Source organism: Cupriavidus sp. SK-3, assembly GCF_000611145.1.
GTDB lineage: Bacteria > Pseudomonadota > Gammaproteobacteria > Burkholderiales > Burkholderiaceae > Cupriavidus.
This window is the reverse complement of sequence record NZ_JFJV02000011.1, coordinates 1-20341: the sequence shown is the minus strand read 5'-3', so window position 1 is coordinate 20341 and position 20341 is coordinate 1. Positions and strand designations below refer to the sequence as shown.

Here is a 20341-nt window from a genome sequence, read left to right as displayed (position 1 = left end):
GGCGCCGACGATGGTGGCCGCGCCCGGCCGGTTGTCGATCACCACCTGCTGGCCGAGTGCCGGCGTGATGGCCTGGCCCAGCGTGCGCGCCACCACGTCGGTGCCGCCGCCGGCCGGGTAGGGCACCACCCAGCGGATCGGCTGGGTGGGCCAGTTGTCAGCGGCGCGGGCGGGCAGCACGGCAGCTCCCAGCGCCAGCGTGGCAAGCAGCGGTACCGCGCAGGCGCGCCAGGCTTGCCGTGCGGGCAGCAGGGAAAAGGGGAAAAGGCGGGTCATCGTTGTCTCCTGTAGAAGTCGGCCGCGTCGCGCCATGTGCGTTGCATGGCGGCTGCCGCGCCGGGGTTGGCCGGTGCGGTTGTCATGGCATCAGCGCCCGGCCTGTATAGCGGTGTTCAAAGTGCGTTCAAAGTGCGTTCAAAGTCTACCGACGGTTTAAAAATTGGTAAATCGATTTCGCTATAGTAAATTCAGGTTCCAACCTGCGTGATCGTCTCGCCCGTATTATTCCGGGATGTGATTCGTGCATGGCTTATTCACCGTTTTTCCGCAAGTTGCCGCATGACCGAACTCGAAGAAGACGATTCCAAATTGCGTTCCGGCATCCAGTCGATCGAGGTTGGCTTCAAGTTGCTGCAGGCGCTGGCCGCGTCGCCGCGCGCCATGATGCTGCGCGACCTGGCCGCCGCCGCCGACATGAATCCGGCCAAGGCGCACCGCTACCTGGTCAGTTTCCAGCGGCTGGGCATGGTGGCGCAGGACCCGGTGGGCGGACGCTACGACCTGGGCCCGTTCGCGCTGCAGCTTGGCCTCGCGGGACTGAACCGGCTGGATCCGGTCAAGAAGGCCCGCCCGATCCTGTCGCAGTTGCGCGACGAAATGGACCAGACCATCGGCATCGCCGTGTGGGGCAACCACGGCCCGACCATCGTGCATTGGGAGGAGTCGAGCCACCCGGTTACGGTAAGCCTGCGCCTGGGCGACGTCATGCCCATGCTCAACTCCGCCACCGGGCGCCTGTATGGCGCCTATCTGCCGAAACAACAAACGCGGCCGCTGGTCGAACGGGAACTGGCCGAGCGCGGCCATGACGATATTCCGGGCCTGCCGCGCTCGCTGGCCGACTACGACGCGGTCTGCGAGGATGTGCGGGCGCATGGCGCGGCGCGCATCAAAGGTGGCGTGCTGCCGGGCATCAATGCATTCTCGATGCCGGTGTTCGACGCCAACGGCCATGTCGCGATGGCTTTGATCGTGCTCGGCGCGCAGAGCGTATTCGATGCAGAATGGGGCGGTACGGTCGACCGTCGCGTACGCGACATCGCCAGGCAGATTTCTTCGGAGCTTGGTTATCTTGGTGGCAGCCCGACGAACGGGCCGAACGGCCTTTCCTGACAAGCCCGCCTCGCGCCGCGTGCGCTTGGCGCTCGCGCTTGCGCTCGTGCTGGCGGTGCACCTGTTGGTGGTGGTGGGCCTGATGCACCTTCCCGGCCCGCCGGGCGACCCGACCGCCATGCCGGCGATCGAGGCCATCCTGCTGCCTCCGCCGGAGCCGCCGGCCGCGAAAGCGCCGTCGCATCCGGCACCCGTTGTGCAGAAGCGGCCCGCCGCGCCGCGGCCGGAGGCAGCGCCCGAACCCGTCCCGGCCGAATCGCTCCCGGAATCCCCCCCTGAGACGCCTGCCACCGCGGAGGCGCCGGCGCTGCTGACTGCGCCTGGCTCCGGCCAGGCCATGGCGAGCGCCGGCGGCCAGGCCGGGCAGGGTGCCGCATCCGCGCCCGCGGCTGCTGACGCGGGCTTGCCGGCGGACGGCATCCGCTATTCGCCGCCGCCGTCCAGGCTGCTGCACTACTCCAGCTTCGTCAACGGCGTACAGAATCCGGATGGCCTCATCCGCTGGCAGCAGGACGGTGCGCGCTATCTGCTTGCGGTGGAAACACGGGTGCTGTGGTTCCGTTTCAACTTCCACAGCAGCGGCGCACTCAGTGAACGCGGCCTGGCGCCGGAGCGCTATGAGGAGAACCGCCGCAACCGCAGCGAGGCGGCCCGCTTCGACCGCGCCGCCGGCGCCCTGGTCTTCGAGGGGCGCAACAAGCAGGTGCCCTTGCCCGCCGCGGGCCAGGACCGCTTCAGCGTATTCCTGCAACTGGTCGGGCTGGTCCGCGGCAATCCGCAGCGCTACGCCACGCCCGGCGTCACCGAAACCTTCGAGGTGGCGGATACGCGTGACCTGGAGCCGATGCAGGTGCAGTATGTGGGAGAGGAGGACGTCGACACCGGTCGCGGAGCGGTACACGCCAAGCATTTCATGCGCCTGCCGCGGCATGCGGACGATCGCCGGCGGGTGGAGGTGTGGCTGGCGCAGTCGCTGCAGTGGATGCCGGTGAAGCTGCGCCAGACGGAGCCCGACGGCACCCAGATCGAACTCGTCTACCGCGACAGCGAAGCGCTGCGCTGAGTGGTCAAGGATTCGTCAAGCGGCGGCGCGTCGGTTGCCGCCGTGGTTCACCGCGTTTGCTCAACTTCCGGAGACCTGCCATGAGCGCCACCCAGCCACCATCCGAGGCCCGCCGCGTCAGCGTGGGCGATATCAGCCTCCAGGTTCGCATCGACGGGGGCGATGGCCCGTGGGTGATCTTGGCGCACGCGCTGGGTGCCAACCATACCTTGTGGGACGCCACCGCGCGCCACCTGGCGCCGCGCTATCGCGTGCTGCGCTACGACCTGCGCGGGCATGGCCAGAGCGATGCGCCGATCGGCGCCTATTCGATGATCCGCATGGCCGACGACGTGGCCGCCCTGATGGATGCGCTGGCGGTGCCGGAGGCGCATTTCGTTGGCGTCTCGGTGGGCGGCATGATCGGGCAGACGATGGCAGTGCGGTATCCGGAGCGGTTGCTGTCGCTTACGCTGGTGGATACCGTCAACCGTACCCCGCTGGATGCCCACCCGATGTGGCATGACCGCATCGGCCACGTGGAGGCGCACGGCATGGCGGGCGTGGCTGACAGCACGCTGGAGCGCTGGCTGAGCGCGCCGTACCGGGCCGCGCATCCGGAGGAGGCGCAGCGCGTGCGCGAAATGATCCTGTCCACGCCCGTGCACGGCTATGTGGGATCGGGGCAGGCCATCATGGCATTCGACCTGGCCGGGGCGATCGCACGCATTCATTGCCCCACATTGGTGGTGGTCGGCGAGGAGGACCAGGGCGCGCCTCCGGAGATGGCGCGCGAGATTGCCGCGACCATCCCCGGCGCGCGCCTGGAAGTGTTGCCCCGGGCGGCGCACCTTGCCCATCTCGAACAAGCCGAGCGTTTTCACACTGTGCTCGACGCTTTCCTTGGTAATGCGGCTTGTGGGGCACAGTGCGAGGCGCCCTGATGCGATATCCGGTAATTTCCAGCAATATCTTTCGAACATAACTCAAGAACTTGCTGACAGCGCCGTTGCCCAATGTAGTGAGGGAACGCTTAATTCCTGCGGTTCGCCGAAGCAAGAATCTTGAAAACACGGCAAACACCCTCAGCTTGGAGGTGAAATCGCGGAGGGCAACCGGCCAGTGTGCCGGTAATCGGAAGAATCATTGGCCCGCCGCTTACCCATGACAGCCAGGAGGTATGCCATGCAAATGATCTACAACAGCGACAATTACTGCATTGTCGAGTTTGGTGCGGATGTCGAGCATGCGCCTCTTGCCTCTGGCGGCTATGAAATCGTCGACAAGAACCTGAAACGCGAGATTTTCCTCGGTGGCCAGATGGCCGAGAGCTTTCGCGCGGACGTGCAACGTCTGATCGAGAGCGAGCCGTCGGTGGAAGAGGTGGATGATTTCCTTGGCAAGTTCGACACCGTGATGGTTCAGCCGCTGGTGATGCACTAGGCTTGTAGCCGCCTCTGCCGGTTCCTCGCCCAAGGGCGGCCGGCGAGTGGAACGGAAGCGAGAAGCCCGCGCGTTGCGCGGGCTTCTCGTTTTCAAGGCGCCGGTCCCCGGTGTTCCCGGTGTCTCTCAGTACTGTTCCCAGGGCAGGCCGGCGTGGCGCCAGCCGTTGAGCGTATTGCGATGGCGTTCGGCGTCCAGGTCGCCCTCGAAGCCGTGCAGGACGTTGTAGACCGTGGAGAACCCCGCGCCCTCCAGCGCTCTCGCGGCCGCTGTCGAGCGGTTGCCGCTGCGGCAGATCAGCAGCACCGGGCGGGCCGACGCCTGTCCCGCCAGTTTCTTCACCGACTGCACAAAATGCGGATTCACCTCCCAGTCCGGGCCATCGTTCCAGGGCACGTTGTGCGCCCCTTTTGGGTGTCCCACGAAGAGGTATTCCATCTCGCTGCGGCAATCGATGAAGAGCGCATCGGGCGATTCGCTGAGCAGGGTTTGCGCGTCGCCGGGACTAAGGTGTTGCATGGGAAAGGCTTCTCGGTGATGGGAAGGTTCCCCAGTGTAGGGCCGGGCGGTGCCATGCGGCAACCCGCGAGCGCCTTCGCGCGCACTGGCCGGCCCGGGTCCGATATTCCGCAAACCATTGATGCAACTGATAAAATCGCAGTCTTTTCCCTTGCTGTCGAGCCCCACATGAGCGCCGCCCCACGTCCCGCCTCGCTTCCTCCCGCGCGCCCCTATACCCGGGCGGCCAACCTGCCGGCCCTGCTGCGCGAGCGCATCCTGATCCTGGACGGTGCCATGGGCACCATGATCCAGCGCTACAAGCTGACCGAGGCGGACTACCGCGGCGAACGCTTCGCCGGGCACCATGTCGACGTCAAGGGCAACAACGAACTGCTGTTGCTGAGCCGCCCGCAGGTCATCAGCGAGATCCACGAGCAGTACCTGGCCGCCGGCGCCGACCTGATCGAGACCAACACCTTTGGTGCCACGGCCGTGGCGCAGGAAGACTACAAGATGGCGGACCTGGCGTACGAGATGAACGTCGTCGCCGCCAGGCTGGCGCGCGAAGCCTGCGACAAGTACAGCACGCCGGACAAGCCGCGCTTTGTGGCCGGCGCCTTCGGCCCCACGCCGAAGACCGCCAGCATCTCGCCGGACGTCAACGACCCGGGCGCGCGCAACGTGACCTTCGAGGAACTGCGCCATTCGTACTACGAGCAGGGCAAGGGTTTGCTGGAAGGCGGCGCGGACGTGTTCCTGGTGGAAACCATCTTCGACACGCTCAACGCCAAGGCCGCGTTGTTCGCCATCGACCAGTTGTTCGAGGACACTGGCGAGCGCCTGCCCGTGATGATCTCCGGCACCGTGACCGATGCCTCCGGCCGCATTCTGTCGGGCCAGACCGTCGAAGCGTTCTGGAACAGCCTGCGCCACGCCCGCCCGATCACCTTCGGCCTGAACTGCGCGCTGGGCGCCACGCTGATGCGCCCGTACATCGCCGAACTGGCCAAGATCTGCGACGCGGCCGTGTCGTGCTACCCCAATGCCGGCCTGCCCAACCCGATGAGCGATACCGGCTTCGACGAAACCCCGGAGGTCACGTCGTCGCTGGTGGAAGAGTTCGCCGCGTCCGGCCTGGTCAACCTGGTGGGCGGCTGCTGCGGCACCACGCCCGAGCACATCGCCGCCATCGCGCGGAGCGTGGCCAGCAAGAAGCCGCGCGCCTGGCCTGGCCAGTACCGCGACGGCGACGACCGCGCCGCCGCCTGAACATGCATCGCGAGCCCACAGAACAAGATCAAGCCATGACCAACGATACCCTGCCGCCGCGCCCGATGCGCCTGTCCGGCCTCGAGCCTTTCACCATCGATGAGGACACGCTCTTCGTCAACGTCGGCGAGCGTACCAACGTCACCGGCTCCAAGGCCTTCGCCCGCATGATCCTCAACGGCCAGTTCGACGAGGCGCTGGTGGTGGCACGCCAGCAGGTCGAGAACGGCGCGCAGATCATCGATATCAACATGGACGAGGCCATGCTGGACTCGAAGGCCGCCATGGTGAGGTTCCTCAACCTGATCGCCTCCGAGCCCGATATCGCGCGCGTGCCCATCATGCTGGACTCGTCCAAGTGGGAAGTGATCGAGGCCGGCCTGCAATGCGTGCAGGGCAAGCCCGTGGTGAACTCGATCTCGCTCAAGGAGGGGGAGGAGCAGTTCCGCCATCACGCCGAGCTGATCCGCCGCTATGGCGCCGCTTCCGTGGTAATGGCCTTCGACGAGCAGGGCCAGGCCGATACCTTTGCCCGCAAGACCGAGATCTGCAAGCGCAGCTACGACATCCTGGTCAACGAAGTCGGCTTCCCGCCGGAAGACATCATTTTCGACCCGAACATTTTCGCGGTGGCGACCGGTATCGAGGAGCACAATAATTACGCGGTGGACTTCATCGAGGCCACCGCGTGGATCAAGCAGAACCTGCCGTACGCCAAGGTCAGCGGCGGCGTGTCCAACGTGTCGTTCTCCTTCCGTGGCAACGATGCCGTGCGCGAGGCCATCCACACCGTGTTCCTGTACCACGCCATCAAGGCGGGCATGGACATGGGCATCGTCAACGCCGGCCAGCTCGGCGTGTACGACCAGCTCGACCCCGAACTGCGCGAGCGCGTGGAAGACGTGGTGCTCAACCGCCGCGAGGACAGCACCGACCGCCTGCTTGAGATCGCGGACCGCTTCAAGGGCGGTGGCGCCAAGAAGGAAGAGAACCTGCTGTGGCGCGGCACGCCGGAAAACCCGGTGCACGTTGGCGACCGCCTGTCGCATGCGCTGGTGCACGGCATCACCACCTTCATCGTGGAAGACACCGAGGAAGTGCGCCAGCAGGTGGAAGCGCGCGGCGGCCGCCCGATCGAGGTGATCGAAGGCCCGCTGATGGACGGCATGAACATCGTGGGCGACCTGTTCGGCGCCGGCAAGATGTTCCTGCCGCAGGTGGTCAAGAGCGCCCGCGTGATGAAGCAGGCCGTGGCCCACCTGCTGCCCTATATCGAAGAAGAAAAGCGCCTGCTGGCCGAGGCCGGCGGCGACGTCAAGGCGCGCGGCAAGATCGTGATCGCCACGGTCAAGGGCGACGTGCACGACATCGGCAAGAACATCGTCTCGGTGGTGCTCCAGTGCAATAACTTCGAAGTGGTCAACATGGGCGTGATGGTCCCGTGCAACGAGATCCTGGCGCGCGCCAAGGTCGAAGGCGCGGATATCGTCGGGCTATCCGGGCTGATCACGCCGTCGCTGGAGGAAATGGCCTATGTCGCCTCCGAGATGCAGCGCGACGACTACTTCCGCATCAAGAAGATCCCGCTGCTGATCGGCGGCGCCACCACCTCGCGCGTGCATACCGCTGTCAAGATCGCGCCGCACTACGAAGGCCCGGTGGTCTACGTGCCGGACGCCTCGCGCTCGGTCAGCGTGGCGTCGAGCCTGCTGTCGGACGAGGGCGCGACCAGGTATCTGGACGAGTTGAAATCCGACTATGAGCGCATTCGCCACCAGCACGCCAACAAAAAGGCCACGCCGATGGTGACGCTGCCGCAGGCGCGCGCCAACAAGACGCCGGTCGACTGGAGCACCTACGTGCCGCCCCGGCCGAAATTCATCGGCCGCCGCATCTTCCGCAACTACGACCTGGCCGAGCTGGCCAACTACATCGACTGGGCGCCGTTCTTCCAGACCTGGGACCTGGCCGGCAAATTCCCCGACATCCTCAATGACGAGATCGTCGGCGAATCCGCCCGCCGCGTGTTCTCGGACGGCAAGGCGATGCTGGCACGCCTGATCCAGGGCCGCTGGCTGACAGCCAACGGCGTGCTGGCCCTGCTGCCGGCCAACACCGTCAACGACGACGATATCGAGATCTACACCGACGAGACCCGCAGCCAGGTCGCGCTGACCTGGCACAACCTGCGCCAGCAGAGCGAGCGTCCGGTGATCGACGGCGTGATGCGGCCCAACCGCTGCCTCGCCGATTTCGTCGCGCCCAAGGACAGCGGCGTCGCCGACTACATCGGCGTGTTCGCCGTCACCGCCGGCATCGGCGTGGACAAGAAGGAAGCGCAGTTCGAGGCCGACCACGACGACTACAGCGCGATCATGCTTAAGTCGCTGGCCGACCGTCTGGCCGAAGCCTTCGCCGAATGCCTGCACGAACGCGTGCGCAAGGATCTGTGGGGCTACGACGCCGGCGAGGTGCTGACCAACGAGCAACTGATCGCCGAAAGCTATCGCGGCATCCGTCCGGCCCCGGGCTATCCGGCCTGCCCGGAGCACACCGTCAAGGGCCCGATGTTCGACTATCTCAATACGGCCGAGATCGGCATGGGCATCACCGACTCGCTGGCGATGACGCCCGCGGCCTCGGTGAGCGGCTTCTACCTGGCGCATCCGGAGTCCACGTACTTCTCCGTGGGCAAGATCGGACAGGACCAACTCGACGACATGGTGGCGCGCCGTGGCGAAGAACGCAGCGTGCTGGAGCGCGCGCTCGCGCCTAACCTGTAACCGCATGCGTGCGGCGGCGGCGGCGTTTTGTGCCCCCGCGCCGCCGCAAGCCATTGGGCAAGCAGGGAAAAGCTCCTCCGGGCCTGCCGATGTGACTTTGTAAGTTCTTCACCACTCCTTACAAGGCATTACATCTCCTAACAGACCGCGCGGCTCCGCATCCCTAGACTGAGGGCTCACATCAAGTGAACACCGCAGCGAATGTTTCGCGGCGGCGCAAACTGCCAGGAGCCTCTCAATGAATAAACTGCTGATCTCCCTTTCCGCTCTCTCGATCGCTGCCGCTTCCTCGCTGGCCATGGCGCAAGGTACTGGCGTTGATGCGAAGGCTGGTGCCACCGGCGCCATCTCGGCGCCCGCGGTCAGCGCGCCCGCAGACAAGGGTGCAGCGGCTGGCGCAGGCGTGAACGCCGGCCTGGACGCCAAGGCAGACGCTGCTACCGGCGCGCAGGCCAAGCCCACCGCCAAGACCAAGAAGCACACCAGCCACGCCAAGAGCAAGAAGGGCGAAGCCGCAGCCGACACCAGCGCGGCCGCCGATACCGGCGCGGCGACCAAGGTCCAGTAAGCCTGGGCCGGCAAGCCTGGAGCGCGCCGAGCGGCGCGCGGCCGGGCTGGAACGAAAGGGACGGGTTTTCAACCCGTCCCTTTTCCGTTTGCGCGGCCTGCACGGGGCGTGTCAGCCTTACACCGACATTCGCGCGGCTTTGCAAGCTCTACAATGCATTAGCCCCGCCGCTCCCGAGAGCTGGGGCATCCATGCCCAGGGAGAATCCCATGATTCGCGTTTTGATCGCCGACGATCACCAGATCGTGCGCGCTGGTCTGCGCCAGTTCATTGCCGACGAGCCCGATATCCGGGTGGAAGGGGAAGCTGCCAGCGGTGACGAAGTGATGACGCGCCTGCGCGAGCTCGAGTTCGATGTCGTGGTACTCGATATCTCGATGCCCGATCGCAATGGCATCGACGTGCTCAAGCTGCTGCGCCAGCGGCATCCCGACCTTCCGGTGCTGATCCTTTCCACTTATCCGGAAGACCAGTACGCCATCAACCTGATTCGCGCCGGCGCGTCCGGCTACCTGACCAAGGAAAGCGCGCCTGACGACCTGGTCAAGGCGATCCGCACCGTGGCCCAGGGCCGGCGCTATGTCAGCGCGAACGTGGCGGACCTGCTCATTGGCGGGCTGGATAAGCCGACCAATCAGCCGCTGCACCAGACCTTGTCCAAGCGCGAGTTCCAGATTTTCTGCAAGCTTTCGCGCGGCCAGTCTGTCTCGGTGATCGCCGAGGAACTGTTCCTGAGCGTCAAGACGGTAAGCACGTACCGCTCGCGCATCCTCGAAAAGATGGGCATGAAGACCAATGCCGACCTGACCTACTACGCCATCAAGAACGGTCTGGTGGAGTAGGCGGCGCGGGCGCGATGCCCATTCCCCTGCGTTTGCTATCCTGCGTGGCCCGCCTCCGGATGCCGCCCGCGGTGGCCCTGCAAGCCGTGGATGCGGCGTTGCCGGAACGGAAATCCCCCGCCCGCGCGGCGCCGCTGTAGGACGGACGCCGATAGTTTCTCTCCATACTCTGTTGCTACCATTAAGTCATGTTGGATCAAGCCGCAGCCCCTTCGTATCGAGCGCTGCGGGTCCTGCTAATCGAGGACTCGGCGGTCTTGCGAGGTATGTTGCTTGAATACCTGAGCGCATTCCCGTTTGTCGAGACTGTCGATTGGGCGGATACCGAAAGCTCGGCGCTGCGCCTCTACGAGGCGGGCAAGTACGAGGTCGTCATCGTCGATCTGCAATTGCGGCAAGGCAATGGCATCAATGTACTTCGTGCCATGCAGAAGACCCACGCATCTGGCATCCGCATCGTGTACACCAATCACGCCCAGGTGCCCACTTACCGGCGCCAGTGCACCGAGGCCGGGGCGGACTATTTTTTCGACAAGTCGCTCGAACTTGAGCAAGTGTTCCGCGTCATCGAGGAATACGCGCAGTCGGGCGATTGAATTGTTCGCGTTCTTGTCTCGGGACGATGGCATTGGACGACGCATTCAGGTCAGTCCGGCAGTACCGGTAGTCCCTATCGCGGCCATGCCGCGTCAACCTAGAGCAAGGAGAAGATCATGAGAAAGCTGATGGCGCTGTGTGCCCTGGCGGGTGTCGTCCTGGTGACCGGTTGCAATACGATGGCCGGCGCCGGCAAGGATATCGAAAAGGGCGGCGAGAAGGTGCAAGGCGCCGCCGAGAGCACCAAGCAGAAGATGTAAGGCGCGAATCGCCGCGCCCGGACGGGCACGGCAAAGCAAAAGGGGCTCCGCGGGGCCCCTTTTGCTTTGGCTGGCCGTATTACGGCCCGGTATCCTGGCCCTGCTGGCGCGGCGCCTCGCCGCCGGGCGTGGCCGTGGGTGTGGCGGCTGGCGTGCTTGCGGCCATGCTCGCCGGGGCGACCACCGGCGTATCCAGCGACGTATCCGGCGGCGCACTTTCAGGCTCATCCTGCAACTCATCGCCGAAATCGTCATCTTCCTCGCGCGGCGGCGCTACGATGGCATCGGTCAGCGGCACCTCGACCCGGATGGTCACGCCGGCGCCGGCCTCCGAGCGGATGTCCAGTGTGCCGCCCAGCGCAATCACGCGCTGCTCCATGCCCAGCAGGCCGTGGTGACCAACGCTGCGCCGCGATTCGAAGTCCGCCGGCAGCCCGCGCCCGTTGTCGCTCACGGTCAGCAGAAGCACGCCGTCGGCGCAATCCAGCGTAATGGCCACGCGCCTGGCATCGGCATACTTGCTCGCGTTGGTCAGCGACTCCTGCACGATACGGTAAAGCGCGATGGCCGCGTCGTCGCGCAGCGGCGGCACCGCTTCGGCAAGCTTCACATCCGAGTCCCACTGGTTGCGCGCGGCGACCTCCTCCACCAACTGGCCGATGGCTTCCTTCAGGCCCAGGTTGAGCAGCACCGTGGGGCGCAGGTCTTCGATCAGGCGCCGCTTGATCTGGATGCCCTGGTCCACATGCAGCATCACGCGGGTGAGTTTTTCCGCCACGTCGGGATGGGATTCCTGTATGCGGCGGCGCACCCAGTGCATATCGAGTTTGGTGGCGGTCAGGATGGCGCCGAGTTCGTCGTGCAGCTCGCGCGCCAGCCGCGTCTTCTCGTCCTCGGTAACACGTTGCAGGTGAGAGGCCAGTGCCGATAGCTGGCGGGTGCGCGCGCGCACCATGCTGTCCAGGCGCGCGCTTTCTTCTTCCAGCTCGCTGCGCGCGGCTTCCGATACCGCCATGCGCCGCGAATGCTGCAAGCCCACCACGATCAGCAGCACGATATTGATGGCGGTCAGCAGGCCAATGCCGTAACGCGATAGCGCGAGATCGCGGTCGGCATACTCCAGGCTTTGCGACACCGATCCGGCTTCGCGCTGGAGCAGTGCCTCCAGCCCGCGCCGCGCGTTGTCCATGGTCTGCTTGCCGAAGTCGGTGCGCACCAGGTCCAGCGCCACTTCCACGTCGCGCTTGCCGTAGATCAGCGTCAGGTCCATCTCGGTCAGCTTGCGGTTGACGGCGGTAGACGCCTGCGTGAACAGCTTGAGCGCTTCCGCGTCGTCCGCGTAGCGGTTGCGCAGTGCGCTCATCAGCGCATTGATGCGGGGCAATGCCTGGTAATAGGGTTGCAGGTAGCTCTCCTTGCCTGTCAGCAGGAAGCCGCGCTGGCCTGCCTCGGCATTGACCAGCTCGCCAAGCAGGGCGGTGATCTGGCCCTGCACCTGCTGCGATTGGATCACCTGCGTATATCCCTGTCGCAAGCGGATGTTGCCCGCCTCGGAGGCGATCAACACCACCACGGTAAGCGCGATGCCGCCCGCCAGCAGCAAGGTGGAGCGCAACATTGACTGCTTGAACATTGTCGTTTCCCGAAAACGGGTGACTGGCCGGTGGGCGTTCCCGCGCCGCGTGGCGCGGGGCGAGGTCCGGGCCAGGCATGCACCCTGTCGGCGTCGATGGAAGCACATCGACGGCCCCCGGTCAACCTGCAGTGCGCGGCCGCTGCGCGCGAGGCTGCGCCAATCCGGATCCTGTAGGAATTGGCTGACAAGCGAATCGGTGCGCCATCGGTGTCTGCGCGGCGAGGCGGTTTCTACCATGTAGCCATGACCTTGCGCGGTCTCGCGCAAGCCAGCGAGGGAAGAGGGAGAACGTCAATGCTGAAATGGGCGCTTATTTTCGCTGTGGTTTCCGTGGTCGCCGGCCTGCTTGGATTTACAGGTATCGCTGCCGGCGCGGCCGGCATTGCCAAAATCCTGTTCTTCATCTTCCTGGTGCTGTTCGTACTGTTCCTTGTCCTGGGCGTGACCGTGTTCAAAGCGGTGAAATAGCCAGGCGCCAGGTGCTGCCACTTGCCAGGTCCGCGCCGCGTGGCGCGGTAGCGCAATTCACTTAGGGAGCCATCACCATGTTGCACTACGCAGTCGTGTTCTTTGTCATCGCCCTGATTGCCGCCGTGTTCGGCTTTGGGGGCATCGCAGCAGGCGCCGTCGAAATCGCCAAGATCCTGTTCTTCATCTTCCTGGTGGTCGCCCTTGTGACCTTCGTGATCAGCCTGGTCAGGCGCTAGGCGCAGGCGGCGCACAGCACGAACGGAATCACAGAGCGTCCTCAGACGAAACGGAGATAAGGCGATGCTGACCAACAACCCGAAGGTCCGAAAGGAAGTGAACCACCTGGCCGATAGTGCCGAGAGCACGGTCCGCCAGATCAGGCATGCCGCGCGCGATACCCGCGATGCTGCGGGGCCGGTTGCCGGCGAGCTCAGGGCACTGATCGCGCAACTCGAGCAAACCATGGGAGTGCTGGGGCGCGAAGGCTCGTCCGAAGCCGTGCAGGCAGGACGCCGGCTGCACGACCGCACGCGTGCACTGGGCGACCACCTGCGCCGCGCCACGCTGGATGGCGCAAGCCGGGCACGAGAGCGCGTCGACTACGCCGTGGACGGCGTTCAGCAGAGCGTGGCTGCATCGCCGCTGAAGGCCATCGGCATAGCAGCGGCTGTGGGTGCATTCGTCGGTTTGCTGCTGGCTGCCAACGGACGTAACAGAGAGGACTGATGCGCCGCGTCCGACCGCACCGAAGCACGCACTGAAACAGGTCGAAGCACATCGTACTTGCGCAGGGCCGGCAGAGGCCATCCCCCTCACCCCACAGGAGCATGATCGCCATGGACACCCCGGTTACAGAGAAGCCAGTCGTCGGCAAAGGCAAGAATCATCCATCCCGGAATGAGAAAGGCACAAGCGGTGGCCTCCTGTCCGACGTCAAGGCATTGCGCGAGCGCGCCCGCAAGCATACGGCGGATGGCGCCGTCACGCAGGACTACGGCGCGGACCGCACTACCGTACTGAAGCTGCTCAACGAGGCGTTGGCCACCGAACTGGTCTGCGTGCTGCGCTACCGGCGCCACTACTTCATGGCCAAGGGAATTCACGCCGAGCCGGTCGCCGCCGAGTTCAAGGTCCACTCCGATGAAGAGCAGGGCCACGCCGACCGCATCGCGGCGCGCATCGTACAGCTTGGCGGGGCGCCCGATTTTTCGCCGGACACCCTGTCGGCGCGTAGCCACTCCGAATACGTCGAGGCCGGATCGCTGAGCGACATGATCAGGGAAAACCTGGTGGCCGAGCGTATTGCCATCGAGAGCTATCGGGAGATGGTGCAGTACATGGGCGATCGCGATCCAACCACGCGCCGCATGCTGGAAGACATCCTTGCAGTCGAGGAAGAGCACGCGGACGACCTTGCGGACATGCTGGTCAAGGGCTAGCCATCCGGCGCCGTTAGTGATTCATGCGCCTCATCGAATAAGGCGATTCTTCCCCCTTCCGGATCGACTCCCTGATCCGGCGCGCCCGGCCGGGAACATCGGCCGGGCTTTTTTAGTTCAATCCGGGATTTCGGGCGGAAGAGGGGGCGGCGCGAGGCCGAAGCCAGAATGCGCCGCCGGCGGAAAGGGTGCCGGCGGCAAGGGCTCCGCCACGGCAAGGGCTCCGCCACGGCGGGGGAGCCGCCAGCCGGCGCCTGCCTCCGCTATTACGGGCTGTTCAGGTCCGGCGCGGCGCCTACACGCCCCACATGACCTCGGTGTTCTCGCGCAGGGAAGCGCGCAGCATGTCGAGGAATGGGTAGGCCCGCTGGCCCAGGTGCAAGGGCTCTTCTTCCTGCTCCTCGTCCTGCTTGCCCGGGGATACCGACGACTCGGCCGGGTGCACCCTCTTGGCGTCCGTCACCGCGGCTTCCAGTTTGTGGATGCAGCGAGGCAGTTCCTCGGTGGTGATCACCCCGCGCTCTCCCAGGTGCTTGCCGATAATCCCCAGGAGCGTGACGGCAAGATCCCTCATCATGATCAGATCTTGCGACGCGTGGGATTTGAAGGTGATCAGCATGATTTATCCTTTCCTTGGCGTACAGCGAAGTACATGACCGCGCGGCTTGTCCGGGAGTCGGTCCGGGGTGCGCAACGGCCGGTTTGAGGCCCGCTGCATGATGTCAGCATAGCACCTGATAAAATTCCGCGTTCTGCAATTCATTGCCTGCCACGCGGCGCGGCCTCCACATGCCGCCCGTGACGGTGCCGCCGCTTCCGGACCGCCGCGGCGGCACCAGACAACCGCCTCAGGGCCACGACATCCATGCTGCCAGTTCAGACCACCAATCTTGCCGCTGCGTTCAACGACGCGGTGCGCGCACTCGCTCCGGCCGACGCCGCCCTGCCCGCTGCCACCTTCGAACGCCCCAAGGTGGCCGCCCACGGCGACCTGGCCTGCAACCTCGCCATGCAGGTTGCCCGCTCGCTCAAGCGCAACCCGCGCGAGCTGGCCCAGCAGATTGTCGATGCGGTCAAGGCCGACGCGCGTACCGCCGGCCTGGTGGCCGGGCTTGAGATTGCCGGTCCCGGCTTTATCAACCTGCGCCTGACGCCGGCCGCCAAGGCCGACGTGCTGCGCGCGGTGCTCGAGCAGGGCAACCGCTATGGCGCCCAGGAGCAGGGCGCGCGCGGCAAGGTGCTGGTCGAGTTCGTCTCGGCTAACCCGACCGGTCCGCTGCACGTGGGGCACGGCCGCCAGGCGGCGCTGGGCGATGCGCTTGCCAACCTGCTGGACTGGCAGGGTTTCGCCGTGCACCGCGAGTTCTATTACAACGACGCCGGCGTGCAGATCCAGACCCTGGCGACCTCCGTGCAGGCGCGTGCCCGCGGCCTCAAGCCGGGCGATGCCGGCTGGCCTGAATCGGCCTACAACGGCGACTATATCGCCGACATCGCCGCCGACTTCCTGGCCGGCAAGACCGTGCGCGCATCCGACGGCGACGCCGTGACGGCCTCCGGCAACGTCGAGGACATCGAGTCGATCCGCAAGTTTGCCGTGGCCTACCTGCGCAACGAGCAGGACATCGACCTGCGGGCGTTCGGCGTCAAGTTCGACCGCTACTACCTGGAATCGTCCCTCTACAGCGACGGCAAGGTAGAGGCCGCGGTGAAATCGCTGGTGGACAAGGGCAAGACCTACGAGAACGAAGGCGCGCTGTGGCTGCGCACCACCGATGACGGCGACGACAAGGACCGCGTCATGCGCAAGGGCGACGGCACCTATACCTACTTCGTGCCGGACGTGGCCTACCACACCAGCAAGTGGGAGCGCGGCTTCACCAAGGTCATCAACGTGCAGGGCAGCGACCACCACGGCACCATCGCGCGCGTGCGCGCGGGCCTGCAAGGGCTGGAAATCGGCATCCCCGTGGGCTACCCCGACTACATCCTGCACAAGATGGTCACCGTCATGAAGAACGGCGAGGAGGTCAAGATCTCCAAGCGCGCCGGTTCCTATGTGACCGTGCGCGACCTGATCGAGTGGAGCAACGGCGCGGAAGGCGGCGAGACCATCCGCGGCTGCCTGGAAGCCGGCGTGGCCGACTGGCCCGAGCACTTCACGCGCGGGCGCGATGCGGTGCGCTTCTTCCTGCTATCGCGCAAGGCGGATACGGAATTCATTTTCGATGTTGACCTCGCGCTCAAGCAGAACGACGAGAACCCGGTGTATTACGTGCAGTACGCCCATGCCCGGATCTGCTCGATCTTCGAATCCTGGGGCGGCGCCGACTGGGAAGCCAGGCTTCCCGCGCTGGCCGGCGCCGACCTGGCGCCCGTGACCGGCCCCGATGCCACCCCGCAGGCGCTCGCCCTGGGCCAGCGCCTGGCCGATTTCCCGGACATGCTGGCGGCCGCGGCGGACGAACTGGCGCCGCACGCGGTCGCCTTCTACCTGCGGGACGTGGCGGGCGATTTCCATGCCTTCTATAACTCCGACCGCGTGCTGGTGGATGACGAGGCCGTCAAACTGGCCCGTCTGGCGATGCTGGCCGCGACGCGGCAGGTGTTGCGCAACGGGCTGGCGGTGATCGGTGTCTCGGCGCCGCAACGGATGTAAGCGCCCCGCGCCGGGGGCTCGCCCCCTGGCACGGGCAAGCGTGTCGTCTTGACCACAGACAGTGATGCCGGGATTGGCGCAGGCTCTATAATCGCGCCATCACGCTAGAGGAATTCATGCAACAGCAACGCAAGCGCGCCCTGCGCAATGCCAGCCGCGCCCCGCAGCGCGGAGGTACGTTCCTGGGACTGGTGCTGGGCCTGATCGTCGGCCTGGCGATCGCGGTAGTGGTCGCCCTGTACATCACCAAGTCGCCGGCGCCATTCCAGCAAAAGGGCGCTCAGAAGCCGTCCGAGCCCGGCAATATCGTCAGCAACCTGCCGGCCCCGGCCCCGGCGCAGGAAGCCCCGACGGATCCCAACAAGCCGCTGTGGAGCAAGACGCCGGCCAGGCCCGTCGGGCCTGCCGCCGAGCCCGAGCAGCCCGCCGGTCCGGCGCCCACGGTGAAGCCGCCTGAGCGCCAGCCCCCGGTGGCCGCCAACCGGCCCGCCGAAAAACCGGCTGAGAAGCCAACCGAGAAGCCGACCGAGAAGCCTGCGGAAAAGCCGGCCGAGAAGCCCGCGCAGAAACCGGCGGAAAAGCCTGCCGAGAAGCCCGCCGAGAAGCCGGCCGAGAAGCCCGTCGCCGACCCGATCGCCGAGATCGCCCAGGCCGATGCCAACAAGGTCGGCTACCTGCTGCAGGTGGGCGCCTTCCGTTCGCAGGACGACGCTGACCGCCAGAAGGCCAACCTGGCCATGCAGGGTTTCGAGGCCAAGGTGACCGAGCGCGACGTCAATGGTGTCAAGCTCTATCGCGTGCGCCTGGGGCCGTTCAACAAGATCGAAGATATGAACCGCGCGCGCGACCGGCTGCAGTCGTCGGGCTTCGAAGCTTCGGTGATCCGTTTTACCAAGCAGTAACAACCCGGGGCGTTCGCTGAACCGGAACGCCCCGCCGCTGTCATACGCTCATTGCCCATTTTCGAAAGCCGCGCCATATGAAGAAACTCGCCACCTTGTTCGCCACGCTGGTCGCTGTGACCGGTTTCCTGATGACCGCGCCCGCCCAGGCAGCCACGCCCACCTCGGGCAAGGAATATCAGGTCCTGAAAGCGCCGCAGCCCGTCGCGCCGGGCAAGATCGAAGTCACCGAGTTCTTCTGGTACGGCTGCCCGCACTGCTTCGATTTCGAGCCCGAGCTGGAAGCCTGGGTGAGCAAGCAAGGCAAGGACGTCGTGTTCAAGCGCGTGCCGGTGGCCTTCCGCGACGACCTGCTGCCGCACACCAAGATCTTCTATGCGCTGGAATCCCTCGGCAAGCTTGACGCCATGCACAGCAAGGTCTTCAGCGCCATGCACGTCGACCGCAAGCGCATGCTGGACCCGAACGAGATCGCCGACTTCATGGCCAAGAACGGCATTGACCGCAAGGCGTTCCTCGACGCCTACAACTCGTTCTCCGTGACCACCAACTCGCAACGCGCCAACAAGATCGCGGACGCCTACAAGGTCGACGGCGTGCCGACCATGGTGGTGCAGGGCAAGTACGTGACCTCGCCGTCCATCGCCGGCACCAAGGGCGCGGCCATCCAGACCTTGGATTACCTTGTCGGCCAGGTCCGCGACAAGAAGATGTAAATTCCCTGCGGCGGCCAGCCCTGGCCGCCAGCGGTCGACCGGCACCGCCGGCGCCGGCGTGGCGCAGCGGCGTCCGGCCCGCGCCGGGATGGGGCTGTCGGCATGAACAGTGTTGCAGTTTCCCCTGGACCCACCCGATGCGAGCACTGAAAGTCTTTCTTACCGGCGCGTCGAGCGGACTCGGCCAGGCCCTGGCGCGCGAGTACGCCGCGCAGGGCGCCATCCTCGGACTGGTTGGCCGGCGCGAAGACGTGCTGCGCGAATTTGCCCGCAGCCTGCCCAACCCCAACGCCGTGCGCGTTTATGCCGCGGACGTGCGCGATGCCGCCGCCATGCAGCTCGCCGCCCAGGACTTCCTCGATCATTTCGGCTGCCCCGATGTGGTGATCGCCAACGCCGGCGTATCGGTCGGCACCGTGGCCAGCGAGCGCGAGGATCTTGAAGCCTTCCGCATGGTGATGGACACCAACTGGTTCGGCGTACTCACTACCTTCCAGCCGTTCATGCAGCCCATGCGCGAGCGCGCTCCCGGCGCCGGCGGCTGGCGCGGCACGCTGGTCGGCATTGCCAGCGTGGCCGGCGTGCGCGGGCTGCCCGGCGGCGGCGCCCACAGCGCCTCCAAGTCCGCCGTAATCAAGCTGCTCGAAAGCCTGCGCCTGGAACAGCGCCGCGAGCGCATCCGCGTGGTCACCATCGCGCCCGGCTATATCCGCACGCCGATGACCGAGCACAATCCCTATCGCATGCCTTTCCTGATGGATGCCGACGTATTCGCCCGCAAGGCGGTGCGTGCTATTGCTGCGGGCCGCCGCTTCGCCGTGGTGCCGTGGCAGATGGGCGTGGTGGCGTCCATCCTGCATTTGATGCCGCGCTGGCTCTACGATGCGCTTTTCTCGCGCGCGCCGCGCAAGCCGCGCAGCCAGGACAAGCAGTCATGACCTGGCAGGATGCCGCAGGCGTCTTGCATGGCCCCGCTGCCGGGGAGGTGCGTATCGCTTCGCTGGTGCCATCGGTGACGGAGCTGTTGTTTGCGCTGGGGCTTGGGCCGCAGGTGGTGGCGCGCACCGGCTTTTGCATCCATCCCGAGCCTGCCGTGCGTGCCGTTGCCAAGGTGGGCGGCACCAAGGACGTCAAGCTTGAGCGCCTGCGGGCGCTGGCGCCTACGCATGTGGTGGTCAATATCGATGAGAACCGCCGCGAGACGGTCGATGAGATCCGCGGGTTCGTTCCGCATGTGATCGTGACTCACCCGTGTGCGCCCGAGGATAATCTTGCGCTTTATCGCTTGCTTGGCGGCATCTTTGGCCGGGTGGCCGAAGCTGAGTCGTTATGCGAGGCGCTGGAGGCCGAACTGGCGCAGGTGCGTGGCCGGATCTGGCCCGGGCGCAAGGTGCTGTATGCGATCTGGCAGGATCCGTGGATGACGGTGTCCAGGGATACCTATATCAGTCGCATGCTGGCGTTGGTCAACTGGCAGACCTGGCCTTCGGCGCAAGCCTTGCCGGAAGCCTGTGTCGACGGGGATTGCAGCCGGCCCAATACGGCGGACACCCGCTATCCGAGTTTTCGCTGGAGCGAGGGGCTGGTGCGGGAGATTGATCTGGTTTTGCTTTCCAGTGAGCCTTATCGGTTTACCGAGGCGCATGTGGATGCGCTGGAGCGGCAGATCGGGAAGGAGGTTTTGCTGATCGATGGGGAGATGGTTTCCTGGTATGGGAGTCGGGCTGTTGAGGGGGTTGGGTATCTGGCGCGGTTTGCGGCTGTCTGACTTTGAAGTCAAAGGCTTAAAGGGCTTAAAGGCTTAAAGGCTTAAAGGCTTAA

22 protein-coding genes and 1 pseudogene are annotated in these 20341 nt (G+C 65.5%); 19 read left to right on the top strand and 4 right to left on the bottom strand.

All coding sequences use genetic code 11. The features are described from left to right. Positions 1 to 276: pseudogene (locus tag CF70_RS37215) on the bottom strand (tripartite tricarboxylate transporter substrate-binding protein); the annotation flags it as partial. A gap of 282 nt (positions 277 to 558) precedes the next feature. Here CF70_RS37215 and CF70_RS00750 point away from each other — a divergent pair. The 4 genes from CF70_RS00750 to CF70_RS00735 all read left to right on the top strand — a co-directional run bounded on the left by CF70_RS00750 (position 559) and on the right by CF70_RS00735 (position 3877). Further along, the gene (locus CF70_RS00750; protein WP_035859094.1) at positions 559 to 1392 is read left to right on the top strand and encodes an IclR family transcriptional regulator; all 834 of its coding nucleotides are present in this window, start codon (positions 559 to 561) and stop codon (positions 1390 to 1392) included. 19 nt (positions 1393 to 1411) lie between these two features. Beyond that, positions 1412 to 2455: a DUF3108 domain-containing protein gene (locus CF70_RS00745; RefSeq protein WP_035859092.1), complete on the top strand. Its 1044-nt coding sequence runs from the start codon at positions 1412 to 1414 to the stop codon at positions 2453 to 2455. Between the two features lie 80 nt (positions 2456 to 2535). Further along, on the top strand, positions 2536 to 3378 hold the full coding sequence (gene pcaD, locus CF70_RS00740) for a 3-oxoadipate enol-lactonase (protein ID WP_035859090.1): 843 nt from the start codon (positions 2536 to 2538) through the stop codon (positions 3376 to 3378). 241 nt (positions 3379 to 3619) lie between these two features. After that, positions 3620 to 3877 carry a DUF3567 domain-containing protein gene (locus CF70_RS00735; protein WP_035859088.1) on the top strand — a complete coding sequence of 86 codons (258 nt, stop codon included), beginning with the start codon at positions 3620 to 3622 and terminating at the stop codon, positions 3875 to 3877. A gap of 126 nt (positions 3878 to 4003) precedes the next feature. Here CF70_RS00735 and CF70_RS00730 read toward each other — a convergent pair whose 3' ends face one another. Beyond that, complete coding sequence (locus CF70_RS00730) at positions 4004 to 4396, bottom strand: rhodanese-like domain-containing protein (protein ID WP_006161304.1); 393 nt, start codon at positions 4394 to 4396, stop codon at positions 4004 to 4006. A 168-nt stretch (positions 4397 to 4564) separates the two neighbouring features. Between CF70_RS00730 and CF70_RS00725 the strand changes: the two genes are divergently transcribed. From CF70_RS00725 to CF70_RS00700, 6 genes are all read left to right on the top strand, one after another. Further along, positions 4565 to 5647, top strand: a complete 1083-nt coding sequence (locus tag CF70_RS00725) for a homocysteine S-methyltransferase family protein (protein WP_035859084.1) — start codon at positions 4565 to 4567, stop codon at positions 5645 to 5647. A gap of 35 nt (positions 5648 to 5682) precedes the next feature. After that, positions 5683 to 8430, top strand: coding sequence for a methionine synthase (gene metH, locus CF70_RS00720; RefSeq protein ID WP_081861978.1), 2748 nt, complete (start codon positions 5683 to 5685; stop codon positions 8428 to 8430). A gap of 238 nt (positions 8431 to 8668) precedes the next feature. Further along, positions 8669 to 8998, top strand: a complete 330-nt coding sequence (locus CF70_RS00715) for a hypothetical protein (RefSeq protein WP_035859082.1) — start codon at positions 8669 to 8671, stop codon at positions 8996 to 8998. Positions 8999 to 9207: 209 nt separating this feature from the next. Continuing rightward, positions 9208 to 9840 (top strand): response regulator, encoded by a 633-nt coding sequence (locus tag CF70_RS00710; protein WP_035859081.1) that lies wholly within the window; start codon positions 9208 to 9210, stop codon positions 9838 to 9840. Positions 9841 to 10028: 188 nt separating this feature from the next. Then, positions 10029 to 10436 (top strand): response regulator, encoded by a 408-nt coding sequence (locus CF70_RS00705; protein ID WP_035859079.1) that lies wholly within the window; start codon positions 10029 to 10031, stop codon positions 10434 to 10436. Positions 10437 to 10553: 117 nt separating this feature from the next. After that, positions 10554 to 10697 carry an entericidin A/B family lipoprotein gene (locus CF70_RS00700; protein WP_035859076.1) on the top strand — a complete coding sequence of 48 codons (144 nt, stop codon included), beginning with the start codon at positions 10554 to 10556 and terminating at the stop codon, positions 10695 to 10697. A gap of 79 nt (positions 10698 to 10776) precedes the next feature. Here CF70_RS00700 and CF70_RS00695 read toward each other — a convergent pair whose 3' ends face one another. Next, positions 10777 to 12330 carry a CHASE3 domain-containing protein gene (locus CF70_RS00695; protein ID WP_152561651.1) on the bottom strand — a complete coding sequence of 518 codons (1554 nt, stop codon included), beginning with the start codon at positions 12328 to 12330 and terminating at the stop codon, positions 10777 to 10779. A 297-nt stretch (positions 12331 to 12627) separates the two neighbouring features. Between CF70_RS00695 and CF70_RS34365 the strand changes: the two genes are divergently transcribed. The 4 genes from CF70_RS34365 (at position 12628) to CF70_RS00675 (ending at position 14243) form a co-directional block, all read left to right on the top strand. After that, the gene (locus CF70_RS34365) at positions 12628 to 12801 is read left to right on the top strand and encodes a DUF1328 family protein (protein WP_035859073.1); all 174 of its coding nucleotides are present in this window, start codon (positions 12628 to 12630) and stop codon (positions 12799 to 12801) included. Positions 12802 to 12878: 77 nt separating this feature from the next. Then, positions 12879 to 13040 (top strand): DUF1328 domain-containing protein, encoded by a 162-nt coding sequence (locus CF70_RS34360; protein ID WP_035859071.1) that lies wholly within the window; start codon positions 12879 to 12881, stop codon positions 13038 to 13040. Positions 13041 to 13104: 64 nt separating this feature from the next. Further along, on the top strand, positions 13105 to 13530 hold the full coding sequence (locus CF70_RS00680; protein WP_035859068.1) for a glycine zipper domain-containing protein: 426 nt from the start codon (positions 13105 to 13107) through the stop codon (positions 13528 to 13530). A gap of 110 nt (positions 13531 to 13640) precedes the next feature. After that, on the top strand, positions 13641 to 14243 hold the full coding sequence (locus CF70_RS00675) for a ferritin-like domain-containing protein (protein ID WP_081861977.1): 603 nt from the start codon (positions 13641 to 13643) through the stop codon (positions 14241 to 14243). Positions 14244 to 14538: 295 nt separating this feature from the next. On the opposite strand, the gene CF70_RS00670 is transcribed toward CF70_RS00675, so the two are convergent. Further along, positions 14539 to 14862 (bottom strand): DUF1840 domain-containing protein, encoded by a 324-nt coding sequence (locus tag CF70_RS00670; RefSeq protein WP_035859066.1) that lies wholly within the window; start codon positions 14860 to 14862, stop codon positions 14539 to 14541. A gap of 246 nt (positions 14863 to 15108) precedes the next feature. Here CF70_RS00670 and argS point away from each other — a divergent pair, with 246 nt between their 5' ends. The 5 genes from argS (at position 15109) to CF70_RS00645 (ending at position 20288) form a co-directional block, all read left to right on the top strand. Next, positions 15109 to 16902, top strand: a complete 1794-nt coding sequence (argS, locus tag CF70_RS00665) for an arginine--tRNA ligase (RefSeq protein ID WP_035859064.1) — start codon at positions 15109 to 15111, stop codon at positions 16900 to 16902. Between the two features lie 116 nt (positions 16903 to 17018). Beyond that, positions 17019 to 17804 carry an SPOR domain-containing protein gene (locus CF70_RS00660; RefSeq protein WP_035859063.1) on the top strand — a complete coding sequence of 262 codons (786 nt, stop codon included), beginning with the start codon at positions 17019 to 17021 and terminating at the stop codon, positions 17802 to 17804. A gap of 77 nt (positions 17805 to 17881) precedes the next feature. Beyond that, entirely contained in the window at positions 17882 to 18520 is a 639-nt protein-coding gene (locus tag CF70_RS00655) for a thiol:disulfide interchange protein DsbA/DsbL (protein WP_035859061.1), read from the top strand. 137 nt (positions 18521 to 18657) lie between these two features. Next, on the top strand, positions 18658 to 19458 hold the full coding sequence (locus tag CF70_RS00650; protein WP_035859059.1) for an SDR family oxidoreductase: 801 nt from the start codon (positions 18658 to 18660) through the stop codon (positions 19456 to 19458). Next, positions 19455 to 20288, top strand: coding sequence for a helical backbone metal receptor (locus CF70_RS00645; protein ID WP_035859058.1), 834 nt, complete (start codon positions 19455 to 19457; stop codon positions 20286 to 20288). Before CF70_RS00650 ends, CF70_RS00645 begins: the two co-directional genes overlap by 4 nt. Positions 20289 to 20341: the final 53 nt, after the last annotated feature.

Excerpts from the sequence above, each read along its gene's own strand:
- CF70_RS00750 (WP_035859094.1), top strand. The coding sequence starts at position 559 with ATGACCGAACTCGAAGAAGACGATTCCAAATTGCGTTCCGGCATCCAG.
- pcaD (WP_035859090.1), top strand. The coding sequence starts at position 2,536 with ATGAGCGCCACCCAGCCACCATCCGAGGCCCGCCGCGTCAGCGTGGGC.
- CF70_RS00735 (WP_035859088.1), top strand. The coding sequence starts at position 3,620 with ATGCAAATGATCTACAACAGCGACAATTACTGCATTGTCGAGTTTGGT.
- CF70_RS00730 (WP_006161304.1), bottom strand. The coding sequence starts at position 4,396 with ATGCAACACCTTAGTCCCGGCGACGCGCAAACCCTGCTCAGCGAATCG.
- CF70_RS00725 (WP_035859084.1), top strand. The coding sequence starts at position 4,565 with ATGAGCGCCGCCCCACGTCCCGCCTCGCTTCCTCCCGCGCGCCCCTAT.
- metH (WP_081861978.1), top strand. The coding sequence starts at position 5,683 with ATGACCAACGATACCCTGCCGCCGCGCCCGATGCGCCTGTCCGGCCTC.
- CF70_RS00715 (WP_035859082.1), top strand. The coding sequence starts at position 8,669 with ATGAATAAACTGCTGATCTCCCTTTCCGCTCTCTCGATCGCTGCCGCT.
- CF70_RS00710 (WP_035859081.1), top strand. The coding sequence starts at position 9,208 with ATGATTCGCGTTTTGATCGCCGACGATCACCAGATCGTGCGCGCTGGT.
- CF70_RS00705 (WP_035859079.1), top strand. The coding sequence starts at position 10,029 with ATGTTGGATCAAGCCGCAGCCCCTTCGTATCGAGCGCTGCGGGTCCTG.
- CF70_RS00700 (WP_035859076.1), top strand. The coding sequence starts at position 10,554 with ATGAGAAAGCTGATGGCGCTGTGTGCCCTGGCGGGTGTCGTCCTGGTG.
- CF70_RS00695 (WP_152561651.1), bottom strand. The coding sequence starts at position 12,330 with ATGTTCAAGCAGTCAATGTTGCGCTCCACCTTGCTGCTGGCGGGCGGC.
- CF70_RS34365 (WP_035859073.1), top strand. The coding sequence starts at position 12,628 with ATGCTGAAATGGGCGCTTATTTTCGCTGTGGTTTCCGTGGTCGCCGGC.
- CF70_RS34360 (WP_035859071.1), top strand. The coding sequence starts at position 12,879 with ATGTTGCACTACGCAGTCGTGTTCTTTGTCATCGCCCTGATTGCCGCC.
- CF70_RS00680 (WP_035859068.1), top strand. The coding sequence starts at position 13,105 with ATGCTGACCAACAACCCGAAGGTCCGAAAGGAAGTGAACCACCTGGCC.
- CF70_RS00675 (WP_081861977.1), top strand. The coding sequence starts at position 13,641 with ATGGACACCCCGGTTACAGAGAAGCCAGTCGTCGGCAAAGGCAAGAAT.
- CF70_RS00670 (WP_035859066.1), bottom strand. The coding sequence starts at position 14,862 with ATGCTGATCACCTTCAAATCCCACGCGTCGCAAGATCTGATCATGATG.
- argS (WP_035859064.1), top strand. The coding sequence starts at position 15,109 with ATGCTGCCAGTTCAGACCACCAATCTTGCCGCTGCGTTCAACGACGCG.
- CF70_RS00660 (WP_035859063.1), top strand. The coding sequence starts at position 17,019 with ATGCAACAGCAACGCAAGCGCGCCCTGCGCAATGCCAGCCGCGCCCCG.
- CF70_RS00655 (WP_035859061.1), top strand. The coding sequence starts at position 17,882 with ATGAAGAAACTCGCCACCTTGTTCGCCACGCTGGTCGCTGTGACCGGT.
- CF70_RS00650 (WP_035859059.1), top strand. The coding sequence starts at position 18,658 with ATGCGAGCACTGAAAGTCTTTCTTACCGGCGCGTCGAGCGGACTCGGC.
- CF70_RS00645 (WP_035859058.1), top strand. The coding sequence starts at position 19,455 with ATGACCTGGCAGGATGCCGCAGGCGTCTTGCATGGCCCCGCTGCCGGG.